The sequence below is a fragment of the Allobosea sp. 10L422 genome (assembly GCF_056395345.1).
This window is the reverse complement of sequence record NZ_JBFTJI010000001.1, coordinates 569,260-586,384: the sequence shown is the minus strand read 5'-3', so window position 1 is coordinate 586,384 and position 17,125 is coordinate 569,260. Positions and strand designations below refer to the sequence as shown.

General features: G+C 66.4%; 16 protein-coding genes. 13 read left to right on the top strand and 3 right to left on the bottom strand.

The features are described from left to right. The first annotated feature begins 278 nt into the window (after positions 1–278). Together AC1DEZ_RS02740 and AC1DEZ_RS02735 are read left to right on the top strand one after the other, a co-directional pair. Positions 279–2,021, top strand: coding sequence for a type I secretion system permease/ATPase (locus tag AC1DEZ_RS02740; protein WP_476778541.1), 1,743 nt, complete (start codon positions 279–281; stop codon positions 2,019–2,021). Continuing rightward, entirely contained in the window at positions 2,008–3,372 is a 1,365-nt protein-coding gene (locus AC1DEZ_RS02735; protein ID WP_441512576.1) for an HlyD family type I secretion periplasmic adaptor subunit, read from the top strand. Before AC1DEZ_RS02740 ends, AC1DEZ_RS02735 begins: the two co-directional genes overlap by 14 nt. Before the next feature lie 39 nt (positions 3,373–3,411). Here AC1DEZ_RS02735 and AC1DEZ_RS02730 read toward each other — a convergent pair whose 3' ends face one another. Continuing rightward, positions 3,412–4,311: a LysR family transcriptional regulator gene (locus AC1DEZ_RS02730; RefSeq protein ID WP_476778540.1), complete on the bottom strand. Its 900-nt coding sequence runs from the start codon at positions 4,309–4,311 to the stop codon at positions 3,412–3,414. A gap of 663 nt (positions 4,312–4,974) precedes the next feature. Between AC1DEZ_RS02730 and AC1DEZ_RS02725 the strand changes: the two genes are divergently transcribed. The 8 genes from AC1DEZ_RS02725 to AC1DEZ_RS02690 all read left to right on the top strand — a co-directional run bounded on the left by AC1DEZ_RS02725 (position 4,975) and on the right by AC1DEZ_RS02690 (position 11,077). Beyond that, complete coding sequence (locus AC1DEZ_RS02725) at positions 4,975–5,724, top strand: FadR/GntR family transcriptional regulator (protein WP_476778539.1); 750 nt, start codon at positions 4,975–4,977, stop codon at positions 5,722–5,724. 41 nt (positions 5,725–5,765) lie between these two features. Next, entirely contained in the window at positions 5,766–6,659 is an 894-nt protein-coding gene (locus AC1DEZ_RS02720) for an NAD(P)-dependent oxidoreductase (protein ID WP_476778538.1), read from the top strand. Positions 6,660–6,667: 8 nt separating this feature from the next. After that, the gene (locus tag AC1DEZ_RS02715; protein WP_476778537.1) at positions 6,668–7,351 is read left to right on the top strand and encodes an amino acid ABC transporter permease; all 684 of its coding nucleotides are present in this window, start codon (positions 6,668–6,670) and stop codon (positions 7,349–7,351) included. Positions 7,352–7,360: 9 nt separating this feature from the next. Beyond that, entirely contained in the window at positions 7,361–8,029 is a 669-nt protein-coding gene (locus AC1DEZ_RS02710) for an amino acid ABC transporter permease (protein WP_476778536.1), read from the top strand. 15 nt (positions 8,030–8,044) lie between these two features. Continuing rightward, the gene (locus tag AC1DEZ_RS02705) at positions 8,045–8,815 is read left to right on the top strand and encodes an amino acid ABC transporter ATP-binding protein (protein ID WP_476778535.1); all 771 of its coding nucleotides are present in this window, start codon (positions 8,045–8,047) and stop codon (positions 8,813–8,815) included. Between the two features lie 26 nt (positions 8,816–8,841). Beyond that, positions 8,842–9,630 carry a transporter substrate-binding domain-containing protein gene (locus tag AC1DEZ_RS02700; RefSeq protein WP_441512570.1) on the top strand — a complete coding sequence of 263 codons (789 nt, stop codon included), beginning with the start codon at positions 8,842–8,844 and terminating at the stop codon, positions 9,628–9,630. A 62-nt stretch (positions 9,631–9,692) separates the two neighbouring features. Continuing rightward, a complete protein-coding gene (gene rpiB, locus AC1DEZ_RS02695; RefSeq protein ID WP_476778534.1) occupies positions 9,693–10,139 on the top strand; it encodes a ribose 5-phosphate isomerase B in 447 nt (148 codons plus the stop codon). Between the two features lie 17 nt (positions 10,140–10,156). Further along, a complete protein-coding gene (locus AC1DEZ_RS02690) occupies positions 10,157–11,077 on the top strand; it encodes a ribokinase (protein ID WP_476778533.1) in 921 nt (306 codons plus the stop codon). Positions 11,078–11,220: 143 nt separating this feature from the next. On the opposite strand, the gene chrA is transcribed toward AC1DEZ_RS02690, so the two are convergent. Both chrA and AC1DEZ_RS02680 read right to left on the bottom strand, forming a co-directional pair. Further along, positions 11,221–12,636 (bottom strand): chromate efflux transporter, encoded by a 1,416-nt coding sequence (chrA, locus tag AC1DEZ_RS02685; RefSeq protein WP_476778532.1) that lies wholly within the window; start codon positions 12,634–12,636, stop codon positions 11,221–11,223. A gap of 15 nt (positions 12,637–12,651) precedes the next feature. Further along, positions 12,652–13,638 carry a chromate resistance protein ChrB domain-containing protein gene (locus tag AC1DEZ_RS02680; RefSeq protein WP_476778531.1) on the bottom strand — a complete coding sequence of 329 codons (987 nt, stop codon included), beginning with the start codon at positions 13,636–13,638 and terminating at the stop codon, positions 12,652–12,654. A 96-nt stretch (positions 13,639–13,734) separates the two neighbouring features. Here AC1DEZ_RS02680 and AC1DEZ_RS02675 point away from each other — a divergent pair, with 96 nt between their 5' ends. The 3 genes from AC1DEZ_RS02675 to AC1DEZ_RS02665 all read left to right on the top strand — a co-directional run bounded on the left by AC1DEZ_RS02675 (position 13,735) and on the right by AC1DEZ_RS02665 (position 17,039). Continuing rightward, on the top strand, positions 13,735–14,706 hold the full coding sequence (locus AC1DEZ_RS02675; RefSeq protein ID WP_476778530.1) for a Fe-Mn family superoxide dismutase: 972 nt from the start codon (positions 13,735–13,737) through the stop codon (positions 14,704–14,706). Beyond that, positions 14,703–15,173, top strand: a complete 471-nt coding sequence (locus AC1DEZ_RS02670; RefSeq protein WP_476778529.1) for a chromate resistance protein ChrB domain-containing protein — start codon at positions 14,703–14,705, stop codon at positions 15,171–15,173. The genes AC1DEZ_RS02675 and AC1DEZ_RS02670 overlap by 4 nt, the downstream gene beginning before the upstream one ends. Before the next feature lie 534 nt (positions 15,174–15,707). Beyond that, the gene (locus AC1DEZ_RS02665) at positions 15,708–17,039 is read left to right on the top strand and encodes an aspartate aminotransferase family protein (protein WP_476778528.1); all 1,332 of its coding nucleotides are present in this window, start codon (positions 15,708–15,710) and stop codon (positions 17,037–17,039) included. Positions 17,040–17,125 lie beyond the last annotated feature (86 nt).

Genomic DNA, 17,125 nt, shown 5'->3' with positions numbered 1-17,125 from the left:
TGATGGGCCGGGAAGCCCATGCCCGGATCTCAGGCTAAGGCAGGGCGGGGGGACCGCACGAATCCAATTCATCGATGGGGGGTATGGGCATTTTCGATGGCCTGCCGCCCCGGTGATTTCACCGAGCTGTCATCTCGTCCTCCTATCGCTGCGGCCGATCGTCGAGCGCAGGCTCGGTTGGTGGGCAGGCGGGCTCGCCGACATACGGTTTCGGGGGCTGCGGCGGATTCTGCCCGCAAGCGGCTCTTCCGGTTGCTTTGCGTCAGGGAAACTCGCCGTTGCTCCCAAAATCATCCAAGAATGCTGCCAGCGAGGCTTTGGCCTCGTGCCGTTCCGCTTTCCTCGCGGTGGCGTTGTTTTCCGCCCTCGTCAACGTGCTGATGCTGACGGGCTCGCTCTACATGTTGCAGGTCTATGACCGGGTGCTGCCTTCGCGCAGCGTGCCGACGCTTGTTGCCCTCTCGCTGATCGTCGCTGCGCTCTACATCCTGCTCGGTGTGTTCGACTGGCTGCGCCAGCGCATTCTGAGCCGTGTCGGTGTCGAGCTCGACCGTCAGCTCGGCGGACCGGTGCTCGGCGCCATCCTTGGCGGACAGCTGCGGGGCGCTCCGGGCGGCAGCCAGCTGTCGCGCGATCTCGACAGCGTCCGTGGCTTTCTGTCCGGGCTGGGGCCGACCACGCTGTTCGATCTGCCCTGGATCCCGCTCTATGGCGCGCTGTGCTTCGTGCTGCATCCCTATCTCGGCTGGACGCTGGTGGCCGGCGCGGCAATCCTGATCGTGCTCGCGCTTCTGACCGAAGTGCTGTCGCGGCGGCCGAGCGCCGACGTCGCCCGCTCGTCCGGGGAGCGCGCCGCCCTGATCGAGGCCGCGCGCCGCAATGCGGAGGCAGTGACGGCGCTCGGGATGAACGGGCGGATCGGCCGGCTGTTCGAGCGGACCAATGACCGGCACGTCGCGGCCAGCCTCAGGGCTTCCGATATCACCAGTGGGCTCGGCGGCATCTCGAAGGTCATTCGCTACATGCTGCAATCCGCCATGCTCGGCGTCGGCGCCTGGCTGGTTATGCACGATCAGGCCTCGTCCGGCGTGATGATCGCCTCCTCGGTGCTGAGCAGCCGTGCGCTGGCGCCGATCGAGCTCGCGATCGGCAGCTGGCGGCCCTTCATAGGTGCGCGGCAGGCCTGGCGTCGGCTTCATTCGGCGCTCGGCGAAGCGCCTGTGGCACTCGCGGTCTCGCCCGAGCGTCCGACGCAGCGGGTCACGCTGGAGCAGGTCTTTGTAGCGCCTCCCGGCAGCCCGACACCGACCGTCAAGGAGATCGGTCTCACGCTGCAGGCGGGACAGGGGCTGGCCGTGATCGGCCCGTCCGCCTCCGGAAAGTCCACGCTCGCGCGGGCGCTGGTCGGCGTCTGGCCGGTGCTGCGCGGGTCCTTGCGCCTCGACGGCGCGACGCTCGACCAGTGGCCGGAGGAGGAGCGCGGCGCGATCATCGGCTATGTGCCGCAGGATGTGCAGCTCTTCGCCGGGACCATTGCGGAGAATATCGCCCGCTTCGACCCGGCGATGACGGAAGAGGCCGTCCGCAGCGCGGCCAGGGCCGCCGGCGCCTATGACCTCATCCTCGGACTACCGAAAGGTTTCGAGACACCGATCGGCGAGGCCGGCGGCGTCCTGTCCGGCGGTCAGCGGCAACGCATCGCGCTTGCTCGCGCGCTGTATCGCGATCCCTTCCTTGTCGTGCTCGACGAGCCCAATGCCAGCCTCGATGCGGATGGCGACGCCGCTCTCACCGCCGCGATCGCCGGTGTGCGCGCCCGCGGGGGGATCGTCGTCGTCATAGCTCATCGCCCCTCGGCGCTGGCGGGCATCGACCTCGTCCTGATCCTGGCAGACGGCCAGGTGCAGGCCTTCGGGCCGAAGGAGGAGGTGCTGCGCAAGAGCCTTGCGGCGAAACCGGGCTCGGCCGGGCCGAATCCGTCCCATCCCCGAATTGCAGTGGCGGCCGATGCGCGCGGTTAACGAGAACAGGTCCGGCGGGCAGCCGTCTTCGAGCATGGCCGGGGCCGAGGGGCGCCGTGCCGATCCTCGCCGCGACATCCGGCGTGCGACGCTGTTCGGGGTCGCGACCATCGCCGTGCTGCTGGGCACTGTCGGGCTGTGGGCGGCGACCGCGCCGCTTTCGGGCGCGGTGATCGCCTCGGGCAAGGTCGTCGTCGAGAGCAATGTCCGGCGCGTGCAGCACCCATCCGGAGGCGTCGTCGCGGAGATCCGGGTCAAGGATGGCGACCGCGTCAAGGCCGGCGACGTGCTGGTGCGGCTGGACGAAACCAATGCCAGGGCGAGCCTCGCGCTGATCGAGATCGAACTCATCCGTTTCCAGGCGCGCAAGGCGCGGCTGGAGGCCGAGCGCGAGGGCCACTCCGATTTGGTGCTGGTTCAGGAGTTGCGTGACAGGGCGGGCGATCCGGGCGTGATCCGGGCGGTCGCTGGCGAGCTGAGGCTTTTCCGCACCCGCCGCGCCGCGGCCGATGTCCAGCGCTCCCAGCTGCGCGAGCGGATCGCGCAGTCGCATGAGGAAATCAAGGGCTTGTCGTCCCAGATCGAGGCCCGGCGGGCGCAGGCCATGCTGATCGAGCAGGAACTCGAGGGCGTGCAGAAGCTGTACGACCAGAACCTCGTCGCGCTCTCGCGCCTGACCTCGCTCCAGCGCGAAGCCTCGCGCCTCATCGGCGAGCGGGGCAGCCTCACCTCCGACACGGCACGGGTCAAAGGCCGCATTGCCGAGATCGAATTGCAGATCGTCCAGATCGACGAGGATCTGCGCCGCGAGGTCACGACCGAACTGCGCGATGTCGACGGCAAGATCGCCGATCTGTCGGAGCGCCGGGTCGCTGCGCGCGATCAGCTTGAGCGGATCGAGATGCGCGCGCCGCAAGATGGTGTCGTCCATCAGCAGACCGTGCACACGATCGGCGGCGTCATCGGCCCAGCCGAACAGGTCATGCTGATCGTACCGGAGGCCGACGGCCTCATCGTCGAGGCGCGGGTCGAGCCGGCGTTGATCGATCGGCTGCGGATAGGGCAGGCGGCGATGCTGCGCTTTCCGGCCTTCGACAGCGCCACCACGCCGGACCTCAAGGGGCGGCTGATCCATGTCTCGGCCGATGCGAGCACGGACCAGCAATCCGGCGTGTCCTTCTATACGGCGCGCGTCGCGCTCGATCGCCCGGAGATCGACCGCCTCGGCGGCAAGAGCCTGCTGCCCGGCATGCCGGTGGAGACCTTCATTCAGACCGGTTCGCGCACTGCGCTCGCCTATATCGTCAAGCCGATCGAGGATCAGCTCGCGCGGGCCTTCCGCTACGATTGAGGTCCGCGGAGACGCACCGCGCCAGCGTTGGCGCGGTCGTCAGGCGGCCTCGGGACTCAACCGTCCTGATGGCTGCTCGAACGCGTCGCCAGCGCAGCGGAAGAACTCGGCGATCATCGGAGCGCGCCGGCGCTCTTCGAGGCAGACGACGTATTCGTTGATCGCGATGCACGGGTCGCGCAGCGGCAGGAAATGCAGCCGCGTGTCGAAGCCGAATTCGAGATCGGCGATCGCGCCCATGCCGAAGCCGGCGGCGACCGTTTCGCGCACGCCGTCTCGCGTCGACACCTCGATGATGTCGCCGAGCGTGACGCCGCAGGCAGCCAGATTCTGCTCGAAGACCTCGCGCGTACGCGAGCCACGCTCGCGCAGCACGAAGGGAAGACCCTGCAGATCCCTGATGGAAACCGATTCCCGCTGAGCCCAGGAATGGCCCTTCGGCAGGAACACCCCGAGCTTCATCGTGGCCAGCGGCCGAACATGGAAGCGGCTATCCGTCGGCATCTGCCCGGTGACGCCGGCATCGGCGCGGTATTGCGTGATCTGCTCGATCACGCCGTCGGAGTTGTGAAGCTGAATCGAGAAGACGAGCTTGGGCCGGCGCCGACGTAGCGCACCCAGGATCGGCAGCAAGTGGACGGTGCCGTCCGAGGCCAGACGCAGGCGTCCGCCGTCGGCCTTGCGGCTCTTGAGCATTCGCCCGGCCTCCGTGAAGGCCGAAAACAGGCGAGACGTGACTTCATAGAGCGCCTCGCCATCGGCCGTCAGCGTGGCGCCGCGCGGCCCGCGCTCGAACAATACGACGCCGGAGATCGCCTCCAGCTGCCGCACCTGACCGGACAAGGTCGATTGGCTGACCGCCATCTCCCGCGCGGCCTGCGAATAGCCGCCCGCCGTCGCGACGAAGTGGAATGCGCGAAGCTGAGTGACCGATGCCATGGCTTTCAACGTGCCGGAAGGGGCCCGGGGGCTCCAGGCGCGCGATCGCGGCTTCCGGAAACAAAAGCGATGCGCGCGGACGTCCTATCGGCGCGATGCTGCATGAATGTGACGCATATTCCAGAAATCTAAAGAATAAAATGGAATAATCGATGGGCCGAAGTATAATTTGCTGGCAAATCTAAAAGCAGATTTACGGTTCGTGGTATCGTTATTTTCGCGCCGGCACTGCCGTTATCGGCTGTGTTCGTACGACATATGCATCGCGGAGGGCGCCAGCAGCAGCGGCTTGACCTGAGGTGTCGGCCGCACCTTGGTCATGGCTGTCGGCTTCAGGAGCGGGCATCGGCATCCTCGCGTCCGGTTCAAGCGCCGATGCGCCGGTGCTCTCGGCCGGCGTTATCCCCGATTGCGCGACGGGGAGGAATGCGGCCAGCGGATCAGCGCCGACGCTGTTCTCGGTTCGATTCCGGCGCCATGCGCTATCTCTACGGCACCGGGCCCGCGAGCCTCTCCCAGGCACGATCTCCGGTTCGTCTGAGTGAGAAACAAGCACCAGTGAGGACGCCCGCGGGCCCCGCCTTTCGCTATTGCGTCCCTAATTGACCTTTTCTTCTGGTCATCGTACTGGTCTTACCAGAACGAAGAAGAATGGTTTCAGGGATGGATGCTCAAGATGCCGACAGCGCGTCGGGGTTCGAGCGGGTCTTCGCCTATCTGCGGGAGCGGCTGCTCGACGGCACGCTGAAGCAGGGCGAACGGCTCATGGCCGAACGCGAACTGGCCACGCAGCTCGGCGTCAGCCGGCCGATCGTGCGCGAGGCGCTGCGCGCGCTGCACATGCTCGGCATCGTCGAGATCCGCGAGCGCGTCGGCACCATCGTGAAGCGGCCGGATGCCTCGATGCTGAAGGACTTCTTCACGTTGGCGCTGGCCCAGCAGGCCGACCTCATCGACGACGTGATGGAGGCGCGCATCGCGATCGAATGCCAAGCCGTGCGGCTGGCCTGCGAGCGCGCCACGATCGCGGATTTCGAGCGGCTGCAGCGCGCGCTGGTCCGGATCGGCGAGACGATCGACGATGCCGATGCGGGCGGCGCTGCCGATTTCGAGTTCCACCGCGCCATCGTGCTGGCGTCGCGGTCGCCGACGCTCGCTGTGCTCCATGAATCCATGTCGACGCTGCTCGCGCGCTCGCATCGCAGCCGCCGCGAGCTCGTCCAGCAGTTCAGCTCGATGAAGAGCTACCTGATCGACGACCACAAGCGCGTTTTCGACACCATCGTCGGGCGCGATCCCGATCGTGCCGAGGTGACGCTGCGGCGCCATTTCGCGATCGGCGACGAATACCGGCGCCGTGCGATCACCGGCGAGGGGGACCGGCCGGATACGCGCAGCGCGCAGGGCGCCTGAAGGCTCCGCATTCACCAGAAAAGATGCCGAGAGAACAGAGCATGGCAGGGAACGAAAAAGGCAGCGTCGGCTTCATCGGCCTCGGAACGATGGGGCGCGAAATGGCACGCAACCTCATGAAGGCGGGGCACCCGGTGACCGTTTTCGACATCATCGGCGATGCGGTCGCCATGTTAGTGGCGGAGGGCGCGAAGCCGGCGAAGAGCCCGGCCGATGCGGCAGCCGCCGCCGATATCGCGATTACCATGCTTCCCGACACGCCCCAGGTCGAGGATGTCATCTATGGCGAAGGGGGGCTCCTGGCTTCGCCGCCGCGCGGGCGCCTGATCGTCGATATGAGCACGATCTCGCCGGTGGCTGTCCGCCGAATGCATGCCGATCTCAAGGCGGCCGGGACCGATTTCATCGACGCGCCGGTTTCGGGCGGTCCACTAGGCGCCAAGAACGCGTCGCTCACCATCATGGCCGGCGGCGAGGCTGAGGCCTTCACCAGGGCCGAGCCGTTCTTCCGGGCCATGGGCACGACCATCACCCATGTCGGCGCGCCCGGCGCCGGCCAGGCGGTCAAGCTCTGCAACCAGTTGATCTGCGGCATCAACATCCAGGCGGTCTGCGAGGCGATCGCGCTCGGCCGCGCCTCCGGCGTCGATCTGGAGCAGATGCGCACCGTGCTGCTCGGCGGCTCGGCCGCGTCCTGGATGCTCGACAAGCTCGGCCCCGCGATGATCGCGGGCGATGCCGGGGCGGGCTTCCGCATCGACCTGATGCTCAAGGATCTGCGCCTCGTGCAGGAGCAGGCGCAAGCGCTCTCCGTGCCGCTGCCGGGCACGGCGCTCGTCACCAGCCAGTACATCGAGGCGCGCGCCCATGGCGAAGGCGCCAACGGCAATCAGGCGCTGTTCCGCGTCTATGACCGCATGACGAACCGGGCCTGACGGCGGCGATGGGTCTTGACCTCGACTTCTCCGTCGTTCTGGAGCGCTGGCCGCTCTTCCGCGACGGTGCGGTGATGACGCTGCAGCTCGCCTTCATGGCGATCCTGATCGGCGGCGCGATCGGCACGTTCTGCGCCATCGGCCGCGGCAGCACCAACCGCTTCATCGCCGGGCTCTGCGCGGGTTATGTCGAGACGATCCGCAACACGCCGCTGCTGGTCCAGATCTTCCTGGTCTATTTCGGCCTCGCCAGCATCGGCTTCAAATTCTCGGCCTTCTCCGTCGCGGCGGCGGCGCTCGCCATCAATGTCGGCGCCTATACGGCCGAGATCATGCGGGCCGGCTTCGAGGCGATCCCACCCGGCCAGATCGAGGCTGCCGAAGGGCTCGCGCTTTCACGCTTCCAGATCTACTGGCACGTCATCCTGCTGCCGGCGATCGAGAAGGTCTATCCGTCGCTGACCAGCCAGTTCGTGCTGCTGATGCTGGCTTCCTCGGTCACCTCGCAGATTTCGGCCGAGGAACTGACGGCCGTCGCCAACTACGTCCAGTCCGACACCTATCGCGCCTTCGAGACCTATATCCTCGTGGCGCTCGGCTACATCGCGCTCTCGCTTGTCCTGCGCGCCGCCTTCTGGGCGCTGGGGCTCGTGCTCTTCCCGCGCCGCCGGCGCCTCGGCACGTCGCTCTAGAGGTCGATGATGGGCGGCTCCCTCAACGCGAACCACCTCCTCTTCCTCGGCCAGGGCGCGCTCTGGACGATCGGGCTGTCGGCGATCGCGCTGATCGGCGGCGGCCTCGTCGGCTTCCTGATCGCGCTCGCCCGGGTCTCGCCGAGCAAGGCCGTCCGTCTGTTCAGCGGCGCCTATGTCCAGCTCATCCAGGGCACGCCGCTGCTGGTGATCATGTTCCTCGGCTATTTCGGGCTTTCGGCGCTCGGCTTCCGGATCACGCCGCTCTGGGCCGCCGGCGCCTCGCTGACCATCTATGTCGGCGCCTATTTCGGCGAGATCTGGCGCGGTTGCATCCAGGCCGTGCCGCGCCCGCAATGGGAGGCTGCCGAGGGGTTGGGCCTCAGCCGCACCCAGCGGATGCTCAAGGTCATCCTGCCCCAGGCCATGCGGATCGCAACGCCGCCGACCGTCGGCTTCATGGTGCAGATCATCAAGAACACCTCGCTGGCCTCTGTCGTCGGCTTCGTCGAGCTCGCCCGCTCCGGCCAGATCATCAACAACTCGCTGTTCGAGCCCTTCCTGATCTACGCGATCATCGCCCTGATCTATTTCGCGCTCTGCTTCCCGATCTCGCTCCTCAGCCGGCGTCTCGAACGCCGCATGGGCGTCGGCCGCGCGAAGCTGATGCCGGCCTGACGAGATTTGAAAGCCATGAGCCAGGAACGACTTCCCATCGCCGAACGCATCATCGTCGATCGCCCCATCGTCGCCCTCGACAAGGTCCATAAGAGCTTCGGCGCGCTCAAGGTGCTGGACGGGGTCAGCTTCACCGTCGAACGGGGCGAAGTGCTGGTGCTGATCGGCCGCTCCGGCTCCGGCAAGAGCACGGCGCTGCGCTGCATCGACCGCTTCGAGAAGATCGATTCGGGCGAGATCCGCGTCTGCGACCACCGCGTCGACGCGGCCGATATCGACCTCAGGGCGCTGAGGCAGGATGTCGGCATCGTCTTCCAGAGCTACAACCTGTTTCCGCATCTCACCATCGAGCAGAACATCACGCTCGCGCCGGTTTCGGTGAAGGGCATGAGGAAGGCCGAGGCCCGCGAGCTCGCCAAAGCGATGCTGGCGAAGGTGGGCTTGTCCGAGAAGCTCGACGCCTATCCCGAGCAGCTTTCCGGCGGGCAACAGCAGCGCGCGGCGATCGCCCGCTCGCTCGCCATGCAGCCCAAGGTGATGCTGTTCGACGAGGTCACCTCCGCGCTCGATCCGGAGCTGACCGGCGAGGTGCTCAAGGTCATCGAGCAGCTCGCCGCGGACGGCATGACCATGGTCATGGTCACCCATGAGATGGGGTTCGCACGGGGCATCGCCGATCAGGTGGTGTTCATGCACGCGGGCAGGGTTCACGAGGCCGGAAGTGCCTCGATCCTGTCGGCACCGGCCACGCCGGAACTCGCCCAGTTCGTCGGAGCCGGGCTCTAACGACCAAAAGGGAAGGAAAACCAAGGATGAAACGCTTTCTCACGATTGCCTTGCTCTGCACGACGGCGCTCGCCTGTGCCGGCCAGGCCGCGCGCGCCGACATGCTCGACGACGTCATGAAGGCAGGCAAGATCCGCATTGCGACTGACCTCGCGATCCCGCCATCCGGCATGATCGACGGCGCCATGAAGCCGACGGGCTCGGATGTCGAGACCGCCGAGCTGCTCGCCAAGGATTGGGGCCTGCAACTGGAATTCGTGCAGACGACAGGTGCGACCCGCATCCCCAACGTCCAGACCAACAAGGCCGACATCATCATCTCGACGCTGTCTGTGACACCCGAGCGAGCCAAGGTCATCGACTTCTCCAAACCCTATGCGGCCTTGCAGTCGGTGGTGGGCTGCCTGAAGTCGCTCGAGGTGAAGAGCTGGGACGATCTGAAGGGCAAGACGATCGCTGTCTCGCGCGGCACGACGCAGGACACGACGCTGACCAACATGAAGGAGCGCGACCTCAAGCTCGCCCGCTTCGAGGACGATGCGACGATGGTCACAGCCGCCATCTCCGGCCAGGCCGACTGTGTCGCCACCTCGGCGACGATCGTCTCGCAGATCGGCGTCAAGGCGCCGGCGCGGCCCTTCGAGCCCAAGGTCTCGATCACCAATTTCGATCTCGCCATCGGCGTGAAGAAGGGCGAGCCGAAGCTTCTGGAGAAGCTCGACGCCTGGGTCGAGCAGAACCTCAAGAACGGCAAGCTCAACGCGATCTACAAGAAGTTCCACGGCACCGAACTGCCCGCGAACATGCGCGGCTGATCCATTCCTCGCCGGCGTCCGACAAGGGCGCCGGCGCTTCGCTCCAACCAACAGGACATCTCATGCGTCTCGTCATCGGCTCCGACCATGCCGGCTGGTCCCTCAAGCAGCACGTCATCGACCACATCAAATCGCTGGGCCACGAGGTCGTCGATGTCGGCTCCCATGACGACAATCCGGTCGATTTCCCCGATATCGCCCGCGAGGTCGCCCGCAAGGTCACGTCCGGCGAGGCCGAGCGCGGCATCATGGTCTGCGGCACCGGCGTCGGCGCCTCGATCGCCGCCAACAAGATGAAAGGCATCCGGGCGGCGGTCTGCCACGACATCCATTCCGCGCATCAGAGCGTCGAGCATGACGACGTCAACGTCATGTGCATCGGTGCGAAGATCGTTGGTCCCTGGCTCGCCAGCGACCTGATTTCGTCCTATCTCTCCGCCGAGTTCTCGACCGACGAGGATTTCCGCCGTCGGGTCGAGAAGCTGCACCAGATGGACGCCGAAGGCTGAAACGAGGGTAGGGCCCGATGATCCTGGTCTTCGGATCGATCAATGTCGATTTGGTCGCGCGGGTCGCGATCATTCCGGGACCCGGCAAGACGGTGCTCGCGCCATCCTATGAACGCCATTTCGGCGGCAAGGGCGCCAATCAGGCCGTGGCCGCCGCGCGCCTTGCTGCGCCGGGCCGAGTCGCCATGGCGGCCTGCGTCGGTGATGACGGCTTTGGCCGGGAATCGATCGACAACCTCGCTGCCAGCGGCGTCGCCGTCGATCTGGTCCGCATCGGTGCGAACCCGACCGGCTGTGCCTTCATCACGGTCGATGCGCGCGCGGAAAACGCGATCACCGTTGCCAGCGGCGCCAATCTCGAACCGGGTGCGGACGACGTGCCGGAGGCGCTGCTGGGCGTCGATACGCTGCTCGTGCTCCAGATGGAGGTTCCCTTCGCGCAGTCGCTGGCGCTCGCGCAGCGCGTCCGGGCGTCCGGCGGCCGGGTCGTCTGGAATTGCGCGCCGGTGCCGGACGGTTTCCCGGCGGCCGATGCGGGGGCGCTCCTTGCCGCGAGCGATGTCCTGATCGTCAACGAACACGAGGCCGCCGATATCGCCGCCGCCCTCGGACATCCGGGCGGCGAGATCGCGGGCCTGATCGCGGGCACCGCGACGCGCTGCATCGTCACGGCCGGTGCCGAAGGAGCCTATGGCTATACGCCGGAAGGCGAGAGGCTGCATGCAGCCGCCCCGCGCATCGAGCCGGTCGACACGACCGGCGCCGGCGATACCTTCGTCGGCGCGGTCGCGGCTGCTCTCGACGAAGGCCTGGATCTGCAGCAGGCGCTCGACATTGGCTGCAGCGCCGCGGCCCTCTCCTGTCTTGCACGGGGAGCGCAAGCGGGCATGCCCTTGCGCAGCGCGCTCCGATGGGCTGGCCCGGACCACGGTCAATGAATCGTCCCGCCGCTGCAACTGGGGCTGGTCGCGGAAGAGGTCGGATTTGCGCTTGAGCCTCGCCCCGACGACCGGACGTATTCCTGGCATTCCCCGGATGCCGTCCGGCGGGTCCTCGATCGGGTCAGCGGGCAATCTCGCGATCAGGCGAACCCCTGCAACATTCCGTAGAGCAGCCCCGCAAGCGAACACGCGGCGATGACCTTGATCATCCCCACCTTGAAGCGGAACACCGCGATCACGGCCGCCAGCGTCAGCACCAGCGAGGCGAGGTTGACCGTGCTCAGCACGGGCACGTCGAGCTGCATGCCATAGATGCGGATTTGGCGGACCTCGGCAAACAGGACATGCAACGAGAACCAGATCGACAGGTTCAGGATCACGCCGACGATGGCGGCCGTGATCGCCCCGAGAGCGGCGGAAAGAGCCCCGTTGTTGCGCATCGTCTCCATGAACGGAGCGCCCAGGAAGATCCAGAGGAAGCAGGGAACGAAGGTTACCCAGGTCGTCAGCAAGCCGCCGAGCGTGCCGGCCAGCAGCGGGTTCAGCGATCCCGGCGCGCGATAGGCGCCCATGAAGCCGACGAATTGCGTGACCATGATCAGCGGTCCGGGCGTGGTTTCGGCCATGCCGAGGCCGTCCAGCATTTCGCCCGGCTTCAGCCAGCCATAGTGCTCGACCGCCTGCTGGGCGACATAGGACAGCACCGAATAGGCGCCGCCGAAGGTCACCATCGCCATCTTGGAAAAGAAGATGGAAATCTCGGTGAACACGTCGCCTCGGCCGAGCGTCGCCAGCAAGGCGATGACCGGAGCGAACCAGAGGAAGAAGCCGATGGCGGCGACCTTCAGCGACCAGCTCAGCGGCGGCCTGGCATGCGCGGGAATGCCTTCGCCAAGCGCTGAATCGATGTCGGCGACCTGCTTGCCCCCGGCCTTGCCATGGCCGCCTCCCACCTGGAAGGCGGACCAGCCGGCGCGGCCGCCGATATAGCCGATCAAGCCGGCCACCAGAATAACGAGCGGGAAGGGCGCCTGGAACAGCGCCAGCGCGAGGAAGGCCGCTGCGGCGAGGCCGATCATGACCCCGTTCCTGAGGGAGCGCCGACCGATCCGCAGCACGGCTTCGAGCACGATCGCCAGGACCGCCGCCTTCAAACCGAAGAACAGGGCCTGCACGCTCCCGACATTGCCGAAGATGGCGTAAATCCAGCTCAGCGCCATGATGGCGACGAGGCCGGGAAGCACGAACAGTGTGCCGGCGACGAGGCCGCCCTTGGTCTTGTGCATCAGCCAGCCGATGTAGACGGCCAGCTGCTGCGCCTCGGGGCCAGGCAGGAGCGTGCAGTAATTCAGCGCATGCAGGAAACGCGTCTCGCCGATCCAGCGCTTCTCCTCCACGATAATGCGGTGCATCACCGCAATCTGCCCGGCCGGGCCGCCGAAGCTGAGCGCCGCGACCCGCGCCCAGACGCGCAGTGCCTCGCCGAACGAAATCCCGTGATCAGGTGCTGTGCTCGGTGCGGAAGGCGCAGCGTCGAGGGTCTCGATCTTGCTCATGGTGTTCCCCGGCCGTCAGCGGCGCTTCGACCTGAAGTACTGATAGAGGTTGTCGAAGACAGCCGCGCCCTGCGCGATGCGTTCTTCGTCCTGAGCGTTGGCGCCGCAGACGCCCGAAATCAAGCTCGCGATGCCCGTGGTTTCCTCGCGCCCGAACTTCCCATCCTTCAGATCGATGTCGTGGACGATCTCGGAAATGGCCTGGAGAGCGGGCTCAGAAAGACCGGCGCGGGTCAGCAGGACCTCGAAGCTGCACCGATCGCCTTCATGGGTGATCTCGCCTTCGAACATGTCGAAGCGCAGTTCTCCGGCCTTGGGCGCGTAGCCCTTGCCCGGAACGAAGCGGATGACGGCATTGGGGTCGATAAAGCGGCGGATCAGCCAGCTACAAGCGATCCGGTCGACATGGATGCCCTTGCGCGTCACCCAGGCATGTCCCTTCAGATCGGCCGCGGTCTGAGCCGAGGCCTCCGGCGTTGTACTGGTCATATCGGTATCCTCCGCGAGCTTGCGCTCGATCTCGGCGACCAGGCTCTCGGCGGTGAGACGGCCCGTCGCTCCGAAAAAATCGATGGTGGCAATATCTGCGAGCCGTTTCCGCAGGCGCTTGGCCTGCGAGCGGAACTCGGCGCTTTCGTCGTCGGTACCGGTTGTCGTGAGGCGGGAGACGAGAGCTCGCGCCTCTTTGGAGATTTCCTCGTAGTCCTCGTCCCTAGCCGCATCGAACAGCGCGCGGGCCTGGCCATCCGAAAGGCCGTCGATCAGGCGCGCCTCACAGACCATAGCCTCGCCACCGCCCTCGACGATCTCCTTCAGCAGCCACTCGAAATCCTCCTGCGTCTCGGCATTCGCCGGCAGGGCATAGACCGTGCTCTTCACCGCAACGGCGCCGATGCCCTGCAGTCGGCGCCAGATTTTTACCCGGAAATAGGCCGGCTTGCTCGGCAATTGGTGGATCAGCAGGAGCCAGCGCTGCTCCGCGGAAATCGCATCATCGTCCATGGTGGTACCGTATCATCCGGGATTTCAAAAGCAACACTTGTATCATTTTTGATTTGGGCGTAGCGTCCGGCCGTTGCGTATCCTGGAGAGGGTGCCATGCATCGGATCATGCCCTTGCCCTTCAAGCCTCCGCGCCTTGACGGGCTTTCCGAGCGGCTTCTGGCGAGCCATTACGAGAACAACTACGGCGGCGCCGTACGACGCCTCAACGCCATCGAGCGCCGCCTCGACGAACTCGACTGGAGCCGCGCTGCGGTCTTCGACATCGACGGTCTCAAGCGGGAAGAGCTTATCGCCGCCAATTCGGCGATCCTGCATGAGATCTATTTCGACGGGCTCGGCGGCAGCGGCGATGCCGTGGGCGACCTCGCCCTCGCGCTTGAGCGCGATTTCGGCAGCGTTGCCGGCTGGCGCTCGAAATTCTCGGCTTGCGCGAAGGCTCAAGGAGGGGGCTCGGGGTGGACCTTGCTGGTCTGGTCGGAACGCCACGAACGCCTGATGATCCAATGGGGACAGGATCACACGAACTGCCTCGCCGGCAGCATCCCGATCATGGCGCTCGATATGTACGAGCACGCCTATCACATCGATTTCGGAGCCAACGCCGGAGCCTATGTCGATGCCTTCATGAAGAACATCCACTGGGAGCGGGTCGGCGCCCGCTTCCGGAGGGTAGCCGTGAACGGCCGCATGCCCGGCGCGACGGCACCTGCTGTTTCCGGAGACAGCATTGCCGCAGAGGACCTGCTGGCTCGCTTGCAGGGTCACGACGATCTGGTCCTGCTGGATGTCAGCCTCGCGGATGACCTGGCGAAGCGCGGCGACATGATCCCGGGAGCGCAACTGCGCGCGCCCGAGCAGATCGCCGATTGGGCCGGCGAATTGCCGAAGGGGAAGCCGATCGTCGCCTACTGCGTCTACGGCTTCCAGGTCAGTGGCGACGCCGTCGCCGAACTTCGCCGTCGCGGCCTCGATGCTTACGCCCTCGCGGGCGGTATCGCCGCCTGGCACGCCATCGGCGCCCCAACCGTTCCGCTCACCACCATCGAAGGGAGGCCTACGCCATGAAATGGGTCACACGCGAACGCCCCGTCATCGATCGGATCGCCTGTCCCTGGTTGATCACCCGGTTTATCGACAAGGAACCCGATTTCCTGTTCGTGCCGCCGGACCAGGTTCGGAAGGTGGCCGAGGAAACCGGAGCCATCCCCTATGACGTGCCCGGCGTCGAATACACGCATGTCGGCGAGGGATGCAGCTTCGACGCCTTCGTCGAGAAGCACGATCTCGCCAAGGATACGGCCATCGCCACGGTGGCAGCGATCGTCCGCGGAGCCGATACCGACAGGCACGATCTCACGCCGCAATCGGCCGGGCTGCTGGCAATCTCGATGGGGCTGCGCGATTTGTCTCCGGATGACCATGAGGTCCTGAGGCGCGGCTTCATCATCTACGACGCGCTTTATGCCTGGGCATCCCGCCGGAAGGGTGAAACCCATAGCTGGCCACCGGCGGTGAACGCTGCTGCGGCCTGAGGTTGTCCATCCGTCATCGGAGAGAGCCCGGGCCATGCATTATGGCGGAACCAGCGCTCTGGTGGCCGCTGTCACCTGCCAGCGCTGCTACCCGCGCGCGTTTTCCTGTCAGCTCCGATCAGGGCGTGCCCTGCTGCATTCGCTCGGCGGATGGCCGAAGCGATCGCGATAGCCTTGGAAAAAGGCTGGAGCCGGCGAAGCCGCAAGCGCGCGTGCGGATTCGAGGATCGAGAGGCTTGTCTGCCGCAACAGGTCGCGCGCTGCCGAGGCGCAGGGCGAGATAGTGCTCGCCAGGGGATCGGCCCAGATGCTGGCGAAACAGGCGCTCAAACTGGCGCAGCAAGACCTGGTCCCGGCTTGTCTATCGACAGCTGAATCCGGCTGCTATGCCACTGCTGGCCGAGATTGATCGCAGCGCGTCGCGTGCTATGCGCGCCGCCGACCGCTAGCTCCGGGTATTGCGCAGAAACGCCGCCAGCCGGGTGCTCTTCGGAGCGCCGAAGATCTGCGCGGGCGGCAGCGGAGGCGACGCACTTGGCAGACGATGGCACCCGGCGGGTGGGAACGCTGCACTTCGAGGAATCGGCCCGGCAGATCGCCGAGAATGCGCGTTTCATCGCGGGCGGTGTGAACAGTAATTTCCGCTTGGGGATGGCGCCCGGGCCGCTCGTTTTCGAGCGCGGCGAGGGCGCCTATCTCATCGACGCCGACGGCAACCGGATCATCGACTACTACTGCGGCATGGGCGCGACCGTGCTCGGCCACTCGCCGAAGCCGGTGATCGAGGCCGCGCAGCGGCAGCCGGAGAAGGGCATCCTGTTCGCAGGGCAGGCGCCGATCGAATACGAGGCCGCGAAGCTGATCTGCGAACGCATTCCCTCGGCCGAGCGGCTGCGCTTCGGCTCGTCAGGCTCGGAAGTGGCGCAGGCAGCGATCCGGCTGGCGCGCGCTGCCACGGGCAAGCGCATCATCGTGAAGTTCGAGGGGCATTATCACGGCTGGTTCGACAACATCCTGTGGTCGACCGCGCCGGGGCTGAATGCAGCCGGGCCGGAAGAGGCGCCGACGCCGGTGATCGGCAGCAGGGGGCAGGACCCGGAAGCGGGCGAGGGGCTCTCGATCCTGGGCTGGAACGACCTCGCCGCGCTGGAAAAGCGGCTCGCCAAGGGCGATGTCGCGGCGGTGCTGATGGAGCCGGCGATGTGCAATCAGGGCGCCATCGCTCCAGCGCCGGGCTATCTGGAGGGCGCGCTTTCAGCCTGCCGCAAGCATGGCGCCATCCTGATCTTCGACGAGGTGATCACCGGGTTCCGGCTCAGCCGGGGCGGGGCGCAGGAGCGTTTCGGCGTGACGCCGGATCTGACCATCATGGCGAAGGCGATCGCCAACGGCTTCCCGGTCGCAGCCGTAGCGGGCCGTGCCGACCTGCTCGACCTCTTCGCCGATGGCGTGCTCCACGGTGGCACCTTCAACGCACAGCCGATCGCCATGGCGGCACTGGTCGCGACACAGAAGGCGCTGACGCCCGAGCACTACGAGCGCAGCTCCGCCCATGGCCAGCGCCTGCAGGACGGCATCCGCACGATCCTGGCGGAAGAGGGCATCAAGACGCAGGTCGCTGGCCTCCCACTGATGTTCCACGTCGCTTTCGGGCTGGATGCCCCGGCGCGGAACTACCGGGACATCGCACGCTCCGACAAGGCGGCCTATGGCCGCTTCGCTCATGCGCTGCTCAAGCGCGGCGTCCGCGTGCTGGAGCGCGGCGCCTGGTTCGTGTCGTCGGAGCACGACGACGAGATCGTTGAGCGGACTTTGGACGCGGTCCGGCCTGCTGCGTGCGAAGTCGTCCAGTATCAGTCAGCCTGATGCTGACGAGTTGCTGGCCGGTGGGGCGCCTGTTCGAAGCGCCCTGCGCTGCGCGGCCCCGAGGCGGTGGAGCGCGCAGATCTTGG